The following is a 16,220-nucleotide window of genomic DNA, read 5'->3' on the forward strand; positions in this document are numbered from 1 at the left end:
TTTTATGATGCCATTTATGTCCCATTAATTATTTCATTGTAATAAATCAGCTAAAAGCCCGGCCGCACAAATGTATTCAGCGTGTCCAGGTTACGTACAGCATCGCCCATGGTATTGTTAAAATAAACGTAAACGGTTTTACCTTCCTGCTGCCAATCGTGTATGTAGCTGCTGTATTCGTATAATAAATCGTTAGCATAACTGCCGCGGTATTTGCCGCCGGGTCCGTGAAAACGCAGGTAAACCGTATCTGCCGTATCGTAAAATTGCAATGGCGTAGCAGAGGCTGGTATATCGTGCAGTACTATGGTTAGCTTATTGCTTTCGGCAAACTCAAACAGGTCATCGGTATACCATGATGCGTGCCTCAGTTCAATAGCGATCTGCCAGCTATGATCAAAATCGGCTTCTAACACACAATTAACCAGGTATTGCAGATGTGGCATTAGGCTGGCCTTAGCTGATGGTGGCAGTTGGATGAGCAGGCAGCCTTTTTTGTTACCGGCACCATCAATTGCCGCCATAAAGCGGTTAATATCTGCAACATCAAATATCAAACCTTTTTCGTGTGTTATTCCTCTCCAAAGTTTATATGTAAACTTAAAGTCGTCGCCCGCTTCCTGCGCCCATTTGGCCACTGTGCGGGCCTGCGGTATTTTGTAGAAAGACGAATTAACCTCAATGCTGTTAAACAAGGAAGTATAATAACATAACCTGCTTTTGTCTTTAAACTCAGGTGGGTAATGTGTTTTGTTGGGCACCGGTAGTACCAGGCCGCTTGTGCCCGAAAAATAGTTTTCACTCGCCATTGTATAGTTTCAACACATGGTAAGCTTTGCGGTTTTTGTAAGGGTTATTTATTAACTGTGTAAAGGATACTGATTAGCCGGGTTAAACAGTTTTTTTCTTTATCAGCAGATTTTTTATTCAGGGTTGATATACTTTTTCTAATAAGTATGCGAGTATTATAATTAGGGTAAACAGCAAAGTAAACTTAATAATGTAAGCCCAAAGCTTATTTTCAAAAACACTAATGCTCCCTACCCAAAAAAGCAAGGGGGCATGTATAATATAAATACCATAAGAAATGCCACCCAGCCACGCACCTATACGGATCATTTAAAAGCCCTATGTCATTAAACGCGACCAGTTAATTAACCTGACTATTAAACTTAAGCACAAATAAAATATAGGCCCAAGGAATGCTACGGGTGTCTTCATTTACGAGTTTAAAAATTAGGGTGGTGCGTAACAGTGTAAAAATAAGTAATATAGTTTGCCAGCAGCATAAACTCGTCAACAAAAAATAAAAGCAGCCGGCGCTTACATTATAGCCCCGCGCTTGTTAAGGGTACATGGAACAGCGCAGCAATTTAAAAAAGATCATCCTCATCATCTCTATAGTGGTGATTGTTATATTATCCGGTGTATTTTACTATCGGTATTATTTTGTTTTTGGCGATGGTGTTAAGGCGGGTACAATGAACTACTTTGTGCACAAAGGTTACCTGTTTAAAACTTACGAAGGGCGCCTCATCCAAAGCGGTATCCGGGCACCAACACAGGGCACTATACAATCAAACGAGTTTATGTTCTCTGTTACCGATAAACATGTTGCGGACATACTTAACAAAAACGCGGGCGCTTATCTGGAATTACATTACAAAGAGTACCTGCACACTTTGCCCTGGCGTGGTGTAAGCAATTTTGTTGTGGATAGTGTTGTTTCTGCCAGACCAGTTAACCCAATGCAGCCGTAGCGGCAGTTGGCAGTTTTTAGTGAGCAGTTAGCAGGATCTATAGTGCCTCACTGCAAGCTGCCAACTTATCAACCATTTCCAACCCTCTGCGCCTCATCAGTAGCACTGCCTTGGCTGCGGCTATTAGTTTTATAGGCTTTGCCAAATCTGTAAGTAAACGATAATGTATACACACGCGTATCTCGGCGCAGTCTAAAATATTCTTCAGCGTTAGGGAACTGTGTAAGGCCGTGCATTACGTTGGTGTACAACAGGTCTCGGGCGGTAAAACGTAGTGTGGCGCGCTTTTTCATTATCGGCCTTGCAATACCTGCTGATAGCTGCCCTGTTGGGTAAAGTAGTTCCTGCACATCATTACGTGCCCGGGTGGTGTACGCGCCCGATAGTTCGGCCGTATAAATTTTAGCTATGGTAAACTGGTTGTTGGCGCTTACGCTAAGCTGGTTAATATCGCTGGTGTAGGTATTACCGTTAAAGCCCCGCAACTGCTTATAGTTATAAACCGCCTGCGCTGTTACAGACCACCATTTAAACGGCGACGCCACCACAGTTTCAGTTACACCAATAGTGTAGGTATGGCCAACGTTGCCCTGCGTGTATAGTAAAATCCCTTTTTCCTTATCTGTTAAAAAAAGCTGCGAAAAATAGTTGTTTATACTACTGTACGATAGCATTGTGGTTAACAGGTTTTTGTACTGATGGCTCAGCTCAAAGTTCCAGGTGTACTGCGGCAACAAAAACGGGTTACCTGTTTGGTAGGTGTATTTATTAATGATAAAATAAAATGGGTTAAGGTTTTGAAAGCTCGGCCGGTCAATACGCCTGCCCGCGTTCAAGCTAAAACTGTTTAAAGAATCTGCCTGGTAGGTTATGTATCCGCTCGGAAATAAGCCGCTATAGTTACGCGAAAACGATGAATCTCTTTGAACCGCGTTACCCAATTGATGGCCCTTATATCCGGTATTTTCATACCGCAAGCCTATTTGAAAGTTGAGTTTTTTATACTTTTTATCTATAGATGCATAAAACGCGTGGATGCGCTCATCGTACAAAAAGTGATTGCTCTTAACATTGTCAGGCACCCAGCCCGTGGGTTTTAAATTTTCGTACGACGCTAAATTATCCGTATTGGTTGATGATGATTTCCAACCGGCCTGTAAGGTGGCACCCTTTGAAAACCTGTTGGTATAGTCTATTTTGCCTGATAGTATCTTAATGGTGGATGGTATGTTACCCCTGGACTGTTGCTCATAACCAACTGTGGGCGGCCCCGGGCGACTATTGTTGAAAGCCTGAGTACTGGTAATATCGTAGCCCAGCCAGTCGGCATCGGCAGACAGATCCTGGCTTTCGGTTATTTTATGGCGTAGGTTTAAATTGACGGATCCGTTTTTAAAACGGCTGCCGCTGCTGTTATTCGTATAAATTGCCGAGTCTGTTGCGCCTGCCGGGTTTAGCCAGGTGGCTACCGCTGTATTATAACCATCCCGTTTAACCTTGATGCCCCCAAGCACAATGCCTAAGGTAGTTTTGGCCGATACATTATAATCAAGCCCTGTTTTTACGGTATTATTTAAAAATGTGCCCGAAAAATAACCTGGCTGATCTAACTGCGAAACAACCTGGTGTTGGGCGTTAAAATATTTGCGTAAAGCATACAGATCTGTAAGGTACTCTGTATAGTTCATGCTGTAATTTAAAAACAGGTTTACCTTGCCGGTACGGTAGTTAAGCGCAAGGCTATTGTTGTTTTTAGGATAAACGCCATAGCCGCCGGCCACTGTAAAGTTGCCGTTAAAGCCTTTCTCCTTGGTTTTTTTTGTTTTTATATTGATGATGCCCGCATTGCCGCTGGCATCGTACCGCGCCGTAGGGCTGGTTATCAATTCAATTTGCTGTACCTGTGCCGAATTCATACTGCTCAACAGATTATTCAATTCAGATCCCGATAGATAGGTGGGCTTATCATCAATTAATACCAGTACGCCCGTTTTTCCCTGCAAGGCAATGCCGCCATTTCTGTCAACAGTAACGCCCGGCGATTTCTCTAAAACCTCTAATACAGTAGCGCCAACATTAGTTACTGATGCGGCTACATCAACTATCATTTTGCCTTGCTCCATCCGTATCAGCGGCGTTTTTGCAGTGATATTTACTTCCTGTAAGGTTTGGTTGTTCTTTTTGACAGAGTCTGTCTTTAAGGTATCTGTTGCAGATTGTCCGTAGGTTGATACAGACAGTAGTAAAAAGCCAACTACGGCAACCGGGTTTTTAAAGGATATGATCAGCATCAGGTTAATAGACGCAGATATTTGGCCAATGTTACACTGCTGCTATTTCTTTACACCTAAGCTATTTGCCGGTTTCCATATAAGGTGCATCAACAGGTTTTGATTCCGGCGATCCTTTTTGCCTCAGAAAGATAGAGAGAACAACTATAGAAAAAACGGATAAAAATTCGCTTTGCCAGTTTTGGAATGTCTCAAACCAAAATCGCGGAGCGGTTAAAAACCCGCTTATCGTCTCGGGAAGTTTGCCTTTGATCATCTGTTCAGCATTGTAATCCGTCCAGCTGCCGTACAAATGCATTCCCCAACTGGCAAAAAACAGTAGAAAGAATACAATGGAAAGCGAATAGCTGTATAGCAAAAGCCATATCCCACCTTTTTTTACCGGCCAGGGGGCATCTTTTTTAGCAACGGGCTCCCTGTCAACTTCCTCTTTGCCTTCCAGGCTTTTTGATTCTGAAGAACCTTGTTGCCTAAGCCCCACTGTTAAAACAACATACAGCGCCATTTGTAAAAACTCGCTTTGAAAGTTCTCAAAGGTTGCCGATACAAAATGGCCGGTAATAAGGTAGGCCGGGAACGATACCTGCACAGCATTTTCATCTTTCAGTTCGTCGTTATATTCTTTCCAGCCTGTAAACGCCTGGCCAAAAAGCGAAATGATGAACAATGACAAGAACACGATACTTAATCCGTTGCGATAAAAAAAGGTGTGCTTTTTCATAATAACCAATTTTATTTTTACAACCATTAGTTGTTTCGCTTTGTTTGCTTAACCGGTAAGCTAACTATCCGGAGACTCCTGAGTCTTAAGCCGTATGCTTACCACAGCGGCAATTAGCATGAGCAGGGCCGCCAAAAAAAACGCGGCAGACTGTGTTATGGCAAGCGCTAAGCCTGCTATAATAGGGCCGGTGGCCTGCCCCAATGAGGTGTACGACTGGTTAATGCCCATGATCTCGCCTTGTTGTGTTGCTTTACTTTTGTCTGCTATAATGGCATTTAGCATTGGGTTTCTTAAACCATTGAACAAGCCATATATCCCGATGCCGATGGCGAATGGTATTAAAGCGTTTACAAAACCGGTAAAGGCCATTGCCCCCAGGCAAGCTATTGTTGATATAAGTAAAATAATAGAGCGGGAGGAGATCATTTTTGTAATGTACGGAACCGCAAGTTGGGTAAGGATGCCCATAACGCCAAATCCCGCGTAGAAAATGCCCACTTGTGTGGGCGTTAGTTTGAGGGCATCGGTACAAAATGTCTGGAAACCGATCAGCATTACCAATTGCGCCGTGGTGAGTAAAAAGCCCGTGCAAACTGCCGGCCCAATAACAGGCTGCTTAAGCACCGTGATCAATGATTTAAACGCGAAGGCTTTCTTTTGCCGCTGTTTTTTTGTTTTGCTATTTGTTTCCTTTAAAAATATCATGCTTAAAAGCGCGCCCGTAAGTGAAAGGCCGGCGGCGATAAAAAAAGGGGTGCTCATACCAAAGCCGCTCAGTAAGCCTCCTGCAGCCGGCCCCATTACACTGCCGAAGCCAAATGCCGAACCGAGAATGCCAAAGTATTTTGCCCGGTTTTCTGATGAAGAAATGTCTGCCACTATTGCTTGCGCTATGGATATGTCCCCGCCGGTAAGGCCGTCCAAAGCCCTTGCTAAAAAAAGCATGAGCAAGCTGCCGGCCAGCCCGAAAAGCACAAACGATGCGGCAGTGCCCACCAGGCAGGTTACCAGCAGCCATTTGCGACCGAAGCGGTCTGAAAGTGAACCCAGCAGCGGCGTAGAGAAAAACTGCACAACAGAAAAGGTAGCAGTTAGCCAGCCAAGGCTTGCCTTGGTGAGGCCGAACTGCTTGCCGTACGAATAGATGAGCGGGATCATCATACCGAAGCCCATGGAATCAATGATACAGATAAACACCAGCACCCAAAGAATCCTTTTTAGCTTCATACTGCCCTATCAATACATTAAGACTGCGCGTTATCTTCGTCAGTATTATGAAGAATCTCGTTTTTTAACAGAGCGTCCCGGTCGGTTTTTGGCGCCTTGCCGGGGTGGTGCATGTAGGCTTGCGGATCTTGCTCCTCATGGTCGTCAGCATCATCTTGTCCTTGCCCGAAATAACCGGCGAGTTGCTGCCGGACTGCAATACCGCTCTCGGTTAAAAATAAATAGGCTAAACTGGCCGCGGCCGCGCCAATGGCAATACCGGCTATTAACAGGGTGTTATCTTTCTTTTTAAATGGATTTTTCATGGGTTTTATGCTAATTACATACAGAATAACCCATCGAATTACACAATGTTTGCCTTTATTTTGTGATGGTTTTTTACACTAAAATTTGGGACAAAAAATACCAATTTATAAGCGCTTAATAATTACATCCTTATGCATGTTCTACAGCTAAATTTCCTGACGAATAAGTAGTCTCACTTTGTCCCAGCTTAAAACTTTAAAGCGTTTACTGTCAATAGCTTACTAAAAAGAGTGTCCCACATGGTCTCACATTGTCTCACACCCGCGCGGGACAGTAAGCCATTACGGTGTTAAGCCAAGCGGCAAGCTAAAGTAAAAGGTAGAGCCTTTGCCGCTTTCGCTTTCCACCCATATCTGTCCCTCGTGGCGGTGAATGATCTCGGCGCTTAAGTAAAGCCCGATGCCAAAGCCGGAAATATGTTTGGTATTGCTATTCTCAATGCGGTAATAGCGGTCAAATATCTTCTCCGCGTCGGCGGGTTGAATACCGATCCCTTCATCGCTTACGCTTACTATAACCTCGCCCTCATTGGTTTTACAGCCAACGCTCACTACCGTGCCATTTGAAGAGTATTTTACCGCGTTACTTATCAGGTTAGAGATAACAGATTGTATTTTATCCTGATCCGCATTAACGTCAACATCCTCGCATTGGTCTATATTGATGGTATGAGTTGTGGCTGTAACTTTCATTTCGTCCGCAACTTCGTGAATTAGGGTTTTAATGTTAAAAAGCTGTTTGTCTATCTGTATCTTCCCCGACTCCAGGCGCGAAATATTCAAAAAGCCATTTATCATAGTTGTCATTCGTTTTACCTGGTGATTGGCTTTCTGCATAGCGCCAGACAAGAAGGTATCGTCGGTATTGTTGAGTTTAGCTTTAGCCACCTGTAAAATAGCGCTCAATGATGTTAACGGTGTTTTCAACTCGTGGCTCACCATGCCAATAAAATCGTTTTTACGATTTTCGTCCAGTTTGCGCTCAGTAATATCACGGGCAATCTTTGATAAGCCTATTATTTTTCCGTCGCTGTCCTTTACCGGCGAAACCGTTACAGAAACATCTATTAATCTTTCGTCCTTGGTAAGCCTTTTGGTTTCAAAGTGCTGTACCCGTTCGCCTGATTTTAGTCGCGCCAGTATAAGGGGTTCTTCATCCAGCCTATCGTGCGGTATAAGCTTATAAATACTTTCACCTATAATTTCATCTGCACTGTACCCAAACATTCGCTCCGCAGATGCATTCCAACTGGTTATAACACTTTCAAAAGTTTTGCTGATGATGGCATCATCAGTTGATGCTATAATGGCTGCTAACTTGGCGGTTTTCTCCTCCGCGTCTTTCAATCCGGTGATATCAAACGCGGTACCTATAAAACGCACAGCTTCACCCTCATCGAAATAAACACTGCCTTGTACCTTTATCCAGCGTGTTTCATGGTTATCAAACCTGGTAATGCGATAGCTCAGATCATACCGGCCGCCCGTAACCGGATCCATTGCAGCGGCAATTTGTGCTTGTACCCATGCATAATCTTCAGGATAGATATGTTCGGCAAACGCTTCCATCGTAGCAGGAGCTGTTTCTGCTATACCATAGATCTCGCGCAACTCTTTTGACCAATATAATTCGCCGGTTGTAGGCATATATTCCCAAGTGCCCAAGCTGGTAGATTCTATCGCCATTCGCAATCTTGATGCACTGGTAGCCAGTTCCTGATTAGCAGCTTCCAATTGCTGCCTGCTCTCATTCAACTCTTCGTTCGTGCTTGCCAGTTCTTCGTTAATTGCCTGCAACTCTTCGTTAGAGGCGGCCATTTCTTCGTTAAGCGCTGCAAGTTCATCCGAAGACTCTTCAACCTGCTGTTTAGCTAATACAGTATCGGTTACGTCCGCTGCGGTATTCATCACACCATATATTTTACCTTTCTGATCAGCCAGTGCGGTAAAACTGTAGTTAAAATAATAGGTGCGCATTTGGCCATCCACACTCAGATCAATGCGCTGGTTACGGGCATGGAAAGGTTTGCCAGTAGTAAATACATCATCTAATTGGGTAAAAACCGACTGATTGCTAAGTTCCGGCAAAACCTCAGCGTATTTTCTCCCTATCACTTTTTGCCCTTTACCCCAAACATCAAGAATAGCCTGGTTAGCAAATGCAATACGCAGCTCCCTGCCCATATACACACCTATTGGGAAAGGAGCGTTCTCTATTATGGCCCTTATCCTATGTTCACTCTCAGCTAATTCGTAAACTATCTTCCGCAGATCTTTCTGACTGGATGACAACTGTTCATTATTAGTTAAGAGCTCCCTGTTTGCTTCAGCTATTTTTTTATTGGTGTTCTGCAGGCCTTCAAGGGCCAGAACCTTCGCAGTTGTTTCTGTACATATCACCAACATGCCATGAATATTCATATGCTCATCAGTAATGGGAGTATATGAAAAATCAAAGTAAACATCTTCCTCTTGTCCGTCCCTGTTTAATCTGAACTTAGCGTCTTGAAATGCCACCGCCTCGCCTCCCATTACTTTTTCAAATAAGGGTTTTAGGGTCTCCTGTCCCCCGGCAAAGGTGTCATAAACCGTAATCCCCAGAGCATGTGGATGCCTGGTTGACCCTAAAATGGGAATACAGGCATCGTTATATAAACGAATAAGGTCCTTACCCCAACAGATCATCATGGGTGAGGGGGTATTCAGCATGATACCGGTTTGCTGCTTTAGCTGAACGGGCCAGTTTTGAGGCGCACCTAACGCGCTCGTTTCCCAGTTAAACTCCTTCATTAATTTACCCATGGTGCCGCCGCCCTGCAGGAAGGGTAGTATTGAATTATTTACGCTATGATTTTCCGGCATTAAGTTAATACTATTGGCTTTTGCATTTATAATTAGTATCGAAAGATCGACAACATTGGATAAATATAAGGCTTTAAAAGCAATAAAGTTTTGAGAAGATTATTTATGCTTTACCCTGCCTCCCTGAGCATGCTATGTTCTTTTTTAAACTCCAGCGGAGTTTTTTTCATCAGTTTTTTAAAGTAGCGGTTAAAGTTAGACAGGTTGTTAAAGCCACTGTCATAACAGACCTCATAAATGGTCATGTCTTTTTCTAAGATCAGGTTACAGGCATGTGCCACCTTTACTTCCAGTAAAAAATCCTGGAGAGTTTTGCGGGTTTTAGATTTAAAATACCTGCAAAACGCCTTTGCGCTAAGGTTGGCTACTGATGCTATTTCTTCCAGCGTTATCTTTTTCTGAAAATTCTCTGATATATAGTGAAACACTTTGTTAAGCCGGTCGGCTTCTTGTGGTTCAATTTTTTGGGGATGATAAATGGTGTTAATGTACTCCCTTTCTTTTGAGGTTGCTATTTTGTCTAAAATGTTCAGTAAAATCATTATCCGTTCAAGGCCGCTGGCTTCTGCCAACTTTTTTATCAGGGTTTTTACAAGCGCTTTCGTGCTGCCGGTTATTTTGATGCCCTGTTTCGCTTTTTCAAGTAAAGATTCAATGTTTTTAAGCTCGGGCGTGTTAAAGAACTTGTCGCCTAAAAAATCATGTTGAAAATAAATTACCGTTACCTCGGCCTTTAATTTAGAGTCTTCTACAAAATATTCAGGGTCGCAGCGCCACATGTGCGCCAGGTTAGAACCGAACAGGCACAACTCGTCAGGCTCAAAACGATGCACGTCATTTCCGATAAACCGTGTACCTCGCCCCTTGTGTATGTAGATCAACTCAATTTCCGGATGAAAGTGCCATTGGTTATAGAAATTCTCGTCCTTGTTCTGGTAAATAGAAAACGAGGATTCAGGCTTATGCGGTACTTTCAGCAGGTGTGGTTTCATGGCAGAAGGTATAAAATCTACAATATGGGCGTTGTTTCTTTCAAATATATGTTACTATAGTATTACTTTTTGCGAATTGGTTGGAAATTTTTTCTACTTTAATAGATGAAATTTGGATAGAACGATAAACGTGATATGGTGGGCATATCACCGCCGGTTCTATAAACCAACAATTGCTTAAAGTTTTTTGCGTTACATTTTAACTAATGCTGCAAAGCGCGGTCAAAACATCGTAAGATGAGCTAAGGCGGTTAAAAGGTGTACTTTAATTAAGTTTGAGATACAATTAGAAACCAATTTTAATAAATACCAATTTAACCAATTAACCTAATTTAAAATTTTGAGAACATGAAAGTTTCTTTAATCGCTCTGATGCTTGTTATCGGGTTTGTACTAACCCTGCACCTTGCCATGAATGGTAAGGTAGGCGCTATCTTAGCAAACCCGCGTATGGGTAATGCCATTTTTTGGGCCATTGGCGCATGTGCCGCCATTATTATAGGCCTTACGGATTGGGACCCCGGCGTTTTTACGCGCCTAAAAGAAGTGCCTATGTGGTTGCTTACCGCAGGTATAATGGGCGGGGCGCTTGTGTTAGGCATAGCTTATGCTTTCCCAATACTGGGCCCGGGCAGGGCAACCATTTTAATGATTGCGGGACAGGTTATAACAGGTCTGGTATTCTCGCACTTTGGATGGTTTGCAAACGCACCTGATCCAATATCATACACAAAAATAGGTGGTGCTTTGCTATTGTTGGCCGGAACAGCTTTAGTAACATTTGGTAAGTAATATTAAATTTTGATACCATGGAAAATTTAAATTCATTTAATCGCAGAGATTTTATGCGACTGGCCGGCATGGCCGGGGCAGCGGCGCTTGTGGCGCCAAGCCTTGCTTTTGAGGAAGCAAAAAAACGCAAGTTTCAAATAGGCTCAACTTTTATTCTTTGGGGATATGGTGCCGATGTGCTGGAGGCTTCGTTAAAGGATATCGCTTCATTAGGATTTCATTCTTTTGAAACCTTTGGCCAGGTGATGGAACAGTTTGAAAAACAGCCGGGTGGGTTTGCACAGGTTGTAGAGAAATACAAAGTGCCAATTGTATCAGCCTTTTGTACGCACGATGTGCTCGATCCGGCAAAAACAGCAGCGGAGGTTGAAAAGTTAAGGCGCTGGTGTAAAATACTGAAAGCCAACGGAGGTAATGTAATTGAGTATTGCGCCGGCGGCAGCCGCCGTGGTTACGACTACAAGAACTATAAAAAGAACCTGGTAGACTCCATGAACATGTATGGTAAAGTTGCGCAGGAGGAGGGTTTGGTTGCAGCGTTGCATCCACATACCGGAACACCTATCGAAACTGAAGAAGAGATCTACTTTATAATGGAGAACGTGGATACCCGCTACATGAAATTTGGCCCGGACGTAGGTCAGATACAAAAAGGTGGTGGCGATCCGGTTAAGATCTGTAAAGACTTTATGGATTTGATTGAGCACGTTCACCTGAAAGATTTTGCCGGTGGCGATAATGGATATCTGGGTTATTCTCCGCTTGGCGAGGGTAAGGTTCAGCTGGCAACCATTATGGATATGCTGGAAAAACGTAAGAAAAAAATGGCAGGCATGGTGATGTTTGAGCTGGATTACGATAACAGGGTTAAACCACCGTATTCGCCTTTGGAAGCAGCTAAGATCTCAAGAGATTTTATGGCTAAATTGGACTATAAGTTTGAGCCGAAAACCATCTAAAATCTATCAAAAACTAAATAATAAAGATCCATGGTGCGCTTAGCTAGCTGGCGGGCATGGGTCTTCTAAAAGCAAAACATGGAAATTTTAAGCAATTACATTAGCAATAAATGGGTAACAAGCAAGGAGTCTAATACCACCGATGTAGTGAACCCCGCTACACAGGAAATATTAGGTAAAGTTCCTTACGGAAGCGGAACTGCTACCGATGTGGACACTGCAGTGTTGGCAGCACACGAGGCGTATAAACAATGGAGCCAGGTGCCGGTGATGAAAAGGGTGCAGCCTTTGTATAAACTAAAACAATTGCTTGAAGAAAATGCAGAAGATATTGCAAGAACCATCACATTAGAGTGCGGTAAATCTTTAGCCGAATCACGGGGCGAGATACAACGCGCTATTGAAAACGTTGAAGTGGCTTGTGGTACGCCAATGCTTATTCAGAGTGAGTTTTCAGAAAATATAGCCGGTGGCGTTGATGAGTTTATGATCCGCCAGCCATTAGGGGTTTGTGCTTGTATAGCTCCGTTTAACTTCCCGGGGATGATACCTTTTTGGTTCCTTCCATACGCCATTGCCTGCGGTAATTCTTTCGTTCTTAAACCATCAGAGAAGGTTCCGTTGACGATGATGAAAGTGTTTAAATTGATCGAGCAGATCGATCTTCCGCCGGGCGTTATCAGCCTGGTACACGGTGGTAAAGAAACCGTTGATGCCTTTTTAGATCATAAGCTTATCAAAGCTATCAGCTTTGTGGGTTCATCTAAAATTGCACAGTACGTATACGGCCGTGGCGCTGCTAATGGCAAACGTGTACAAGCGCAGGGCGGTGCCAAAAATCCGGTAGTTATTTTGCCTGATGCAGATATAGATATGTCTGTGCAAATAATAAGCGATAGTGTTTATGGCTGCGCCGGACAACGTTGTTTGGCGGCATCAAACATTATTACTGTGGGCGACAGTGGCCACATTAAAGAGGCCCTATACGAAGCTGCTAAGAAAAGAACAACCGGTTACGGTTTAGACGAAACCAACGAAATGGGCCCGGTTATAAGCGCCGAAAGCAAATCAAGGGTGGAATACCTGATAGGTAAGGCAGAGGCAGAAGGTGCCAAGGTTTTGTTAGACGGCAGAAAAGCCAGCATAACCGGATTTGAAAAAGGCAATTTCATTCTCCCGACTATTTTAGAAGGTTTGCCGTTAGGTGGGGACGTTATCAAAACAGAGATATTCGGCCCGGTAATGAGCCTTATTTCTTTAGATACTGTTGATGATGCCTTAAATTTTATAAACGGAAACAACTATGGTAATATGGCTTGCCTGTTTACCAGCAGCGGCGCTAATGCACGTAAATTCCGCAGTCAGGCTAATGCAGGTAACATTGGCATTAACATTGGCGTTGCTGCACCAATGGCGCAGTTCCCTTTTAGCGGATGGAACGAAAGTTTCTTTGGAGATCTGCACGGTCAGGGCCGCCACGCTATTGAATTCTTTACCCAAACTAAAGTGGTTGTTGAAAGATGGCCAAAAGAGTGGTCAAGGAAATTTTAAAGCAAAAAGCCCCCTCTAAATCTCCCCCGGTAAGGGGAATTTAGAGGGGCATATAGATAATTGATTTGTAAACATTAACCCGAATTATACATGTTTAAGAAAGCCTTTTGTCCGCCGTTTCAGTTCCAGACAAAAATGAACTTTATGGGTATTGACTGTGTTGTAACCGACCTTAGTCATACCATTGCTACTACGGACCCTACATTTATCGGCCATCAGCGCACGCTGATATGGAACCACCTATCTCACGAGGAAACACAAAAAATGGGGTTAACCAAAGCCCCATACTCTTACAAAGTGGTGGGCTTTACCATGTGCGATCACTCTAACACCCACGTTGATGCAATTAATCACGTAGTTAATGAGCCCGATGCGCGTGCTATTAATGAACTGCCTTTAGAATGGTTTATGGCACCCGGTGTTTGGTTTGATTTCTCGCACAAAGAACCAAGCAGCTACATAACCAGAGCTGATATTGAAGAAGCTATCGAAAAAACAGGGGTAACCATTAAGCCACAATCGGTAGTGTTGTATTACACCGGCTGGTACAAAAAATGGAATGACAACTTTGGCTACATCCGCGATTATCCGGGTGTTGACCGAAGCGCAATTGAGTACCTGAATGATTTGGGCGCTATAAGCATTGGAGCCGATGCGCCGAGCATTGACAGCTTTAACGAGGTGGCGGTTGTTAAAGAACAGCCTGCCCACATTGTGTGCCGCGAAAGAGAAATACTTAACATCGAAAATCTGGCACAAGTGGACATGATCCCTGCGCACGAGTTTTGGTTCGTGGGTTTACCACTTAAAATAAAAGGAGGCTCAGGCTCTCCGTTCAGGGGTGTGGCCATAGTGCCCGAAAGTAATATCAAATAATTATGAGTTTACCTAACCAAATGGACGCTGTTGTATTAAAAGGCGTTCGTGATTTTGAAATACAAACGGTAGCAGTGCCACAGCCGGATACTGACGAAGTGATCTGTAAGGTTGATACTACCTTTATTTGCGGTACGGACCCACATATAATAAACGGAGATTTTCCCGGCTTTTGGCCAACCGGATATCCGTTTATTCCGGGCCATGAGTGGTCTGGCACTATTGTTCAGTCTGGGCCTAAAGCGCTTAGCCTGGGCTGGAAAGAGGGCGACCGCGTTTGCGGTATCTCGCATTGCGGTTGCGGTTATTGCGCCAACTGTATGAAGGGCCGTTTTAACAATTGCTTAAACTACGGGCACGAGGAGCGCGGTCACCGCCAATACGGGCACTATACACCGGGTGCATATGCGCAATACATGCGTACATCGGTAAAAAGCATTTACAAAGTGCCTGATTCAATGGATCTGGAGTATGCGGCCTGTGTTGACCCATTGAGCATCGCTTTATACACTGTTAAACGTTCGCGCTTACAGCCGGGCGATGACGTACTGATATTAGGTACTGGCCCGCAAGGCTTAATGGCCATACTTTGTGCCAAGGCTTTAGGTGCCGGCAGAATACTGGCAGTTGGCAGTGGAGAGCGATTGAAAAAAGCGGAAGAGCTGGGCGCTATCGGCATCAGTTATAAAGCGGGCGATGTTTTAGCGCAAATAAAAGCATTAACCAACGGGTTGGGTGTGCCAGCTGTGTTGGAATGCGCGGGCACAAGTGAATCAATCCGTTTGGCTTGTTTGGCTGCTTCAAAAGGTGGCGTAGTATCTATGATCGGTATTCCGCATTCAGATCCCTTACTCCCTATAAAAAGAATTGTATTGGATGAAGTGGAGTTAATAGGCAACCGCGCAAACCCTAACACCGCGCAGGAAGCTATTGATCTGCTGGTAAATGGCCGCGTAGACCTTACACCTTTAATGACGCATCGCTTCGCGCTTAAAGATTTTGCCATAGCGCTGGATGTTTTTGAAGGCAGAAAAGAAGGTGCCATAAAGGTGGCTACTAAACCAAACGGAATGTAATCTATTAGTATTTGACCAAAAATTAAATCAAACCTATATGAGTAATAAAGTAATGATAGTAAGCGGCGGAGCATCAGGATTGGGCCTGGCTGCTGCTGAAAAATTTGCCAGAAACGGATACGATATTGTTATCTGCGACATAAATGATGAAAAAGGTGCCACAGCTGTTGAAAAGATAAAAGCCATAGGAACCAATGCGGTTTATTGCCATTGCGATATATCAAAAAAGGAAGAGGTGCAAAATGCTGCCGAAACAACAAAGCAACACTTTGGCCGTGCTGATGTATTGATCAACAACGCAGGTTTAGAAGTTAGAGGAAGTATTACCCAATGCTCTGAAGACGATTGGACACGCCTGTATGATATCAACCTGAAAGGCATGTACTACATGACGAATGCTTTTGCCCCCATGATGTTTGAGCAAGGCAAAGGCGCCATTGTAAACACGGGCTCTATATTAGGTTACCGTACAGTGGGTGAGCGCGCTGCTTATTCATCATCAAAAGGTGCTATTGATACCCTTACCCGCAGCATGGCATTTGACCTTGCTGAGAAAAACATCCGCGTAAACTGCGTGGTGCCGGGTGCAATTGATACCCCTTTGCTACGCGGTTCTATAAATGATTCGCCCGACCCTGCAGCTACCGAAGCTTTCCTTGGATCAAAAAGTGTTTTTGGCCGCATGGGTACATCAGAAGAAGTTGCCAATGTAATGTATTTCCTGGCATCAGATGAGGCATCGTTTGTAACAGGCGCGGCCTACTTTGTTGATGGCGGCTGGTCTATCATGTAATCAGATTTATTA

At 43.9% G+C, this 16,220-nt stretch carries 14 protein-coding genes; 7 read left to right on the forward strand and 7 right to left on the reverse strand.

The features are described 5' to 3' along the window. Window positions 1-50: 50 nt before the first annotated feature. Window positions 51-809, reverse strand: coding sequence for a DUF72 domain-containing protein (locus tag ACVW2L_RS19905; protein WP_457129702.1), 759 nt, complete (start codon window positions 807-809; stop codon window positions 51-53). 546 nt (window positions 810-1,355) lie between these two features. Here ACVW2L_RS19905 and ACVW2L_RS19910 point away from each other — a divergent pair. After that, a complete protein-coding gene (locus ACVW2L_RS19910; protein ID WP_457129703.1) occupies window positions 1,356-1,760 on the forward strand; it encodes a hypothetical protein in 405 nt (134 codons plus the stop codon). Window positions 1,761-1,828: 68 nt separating this feature from the next. Here the strand turns inward: ACVW2L_RS19910 and ACVW2L_RS19915 are convergent, their stop codons facing one another. From ACVW2L_RS19915 to ACVW2L_RS19940, 6 genes are all read right to left on the reverse strand, one after another. After that, window positions 1,829-4,051 carry a TonB-dependent receptor domain-containing protein gene (locus ACVW2L_RS19915; protein WP_457129704.1) on the reverse strand — a complete coding sequence of 741 codons (2,223 nt, stop codon included), beginning with the start codon at window positions 4,049-4,051 and terminating at the stop codon, window positions 1,829-1,831. Window positions 4,052-4,112: 61 nt separating this feature from the next. Next, on the reverse strand, window positions 4,113-4,772 hold the full coding sequence (locus tag ACVW2L_RS19920) for a DUF6766 family protein (protein ID WP_457129705.1): 660 nt from the start codon (window positions 4,770-4,772) through the stop codon (window positions 4,113-4,115). Window positions 4,773-4,832: 60 nt separating this feature from the next. Then, complete coding sequence (locus ACVW2L_RS19925; protein ID WP_457129706.1) at window positions 4,833-6,002, reverse strand: MFS transporter; 1,170 nt, start codon at window positions 6,000-6,002, stop codon at window positions 4,833-4,835. A gap of 17 nt (window positions 6,003-6,019) precedes the next feature. After that, entirely contained in the window at window positions 6,020-6,307 is a 288-nt protein-coding gene (locus tag ACVW2L_RS19930) for a hypothetical protein (RefSeq protein WP_457129707.1), read from the reverse strand. 282 nt (window positions 6,308-6,589) lie between these two features. Beyond that, on the reverse strand, window positions 6,590-9,169 hold the full coding sequence (locus ACVW2L_RS19935; protein ID WP_457129708.1) for a PAS domain S-box protein: 2,580 nt from the start codon (window positions 9,167-9,169) through the stop codon (window positions 6,590-6,592). 110 nt (window positions 9,170-9,279) lie between these two features. Beyond that, window positions 9,280-10,161 (reverse strand): AraC family transcriptional regulator, encoded by an 882-nt coding sequence (locus ACVW2L_RS19940; protein ID WP_457129709.1) that lies wholly within the window; start codon window positions 10,159-10,161, stop codon window positions 9,280-9,282. 348 nt (window positions 10,162-10,509) lie between these two features. Between ACVW2L_RS19940 and ACVW2L_RS19945 the strand changes: the two genes are divergently transcribed. The 6 genes from ACVW2L_RS19945 (at window position 10,510) to ACVW2L_RS19970 (ending at window position 16,208) form a co-directional block, all read left to right on the forward strand. Further along, a complete protein-coding gene (locus ACVW2L_RS19945) occupies window positions 10,510-10,953 on the forward strand; it encodes a DMT family transporter (RefSeq protein WP_457129710.1) in 444 nt (147 codons plus the stop codon). 17 nt (window positions 10,954-10,970) lie between these two features. Continuing rightward, window positions 10,971-11,912, forward strand: a complete 942-nt coding sequence (locus ACVW2L_RS19950; protein ID WP_457129711.1) for a sugar phosphate isomerase/epimerase family protein — start codon at window positions 10,971-10,973, stop codon at window positions 11,910-11,912. 78 nt (window positions 11,913-11,990) lie between these two features. Then, window positions 11,991-13,463 carry a CoA-acylating methylmalonate-semialdehyde dehydrogenase gene (locus ACVW2L_RS19955; RefSeq protein ID WP_457129712.1) on the forward strand — a complete coding sequence of 491 codons (1,473 nt, stop codon included), beginning with the start codon at window positions 11,991-11,993 and terminating at the stop codon, window positions 13,461-13,463. 90 nt (window positions 13,464-13,553) lie between these two features. Then, entirely contained in the window at window positions 13,554-14,339 is a 786-nt protein-coding gene (locus ACVW2L_RS19960; protein ID WP_457129713.1) for a cyclase family protein, read from the forward strand. Between the two features lie 2 nt (window positions 14,340-14,341). Further along, window positions 14,342-15,415, forward strand: coding sequence for a zinc-dependent alcohol dehydrogenase (locus ACVW2L_RS19965; protein WP_457129714.1), 1,074 nt, complete (start codon window positions 14,342-14,344; stop codon window positions 15,413-15,415). A gap of 37 nt (window positions 15,416-15,452) precedes the next feature. Then, window positions 15,453-16,208, forward strand: coding sequence for an SDR family NAD(P)-dependent oxidoreductase (locus ACVW2L_RS19970; protein ID WP_457129715.1), 756 nt, complete (start codon window positions 15,453-15,455; stop codon window positions 16,206-16,208). Window positions 16,209-16,220 lie beyond the last annotated feature (12 nt).

It is taken from the genome of Mucilaginibacter sp. HD30 (genome assembly GCF_054061755.1).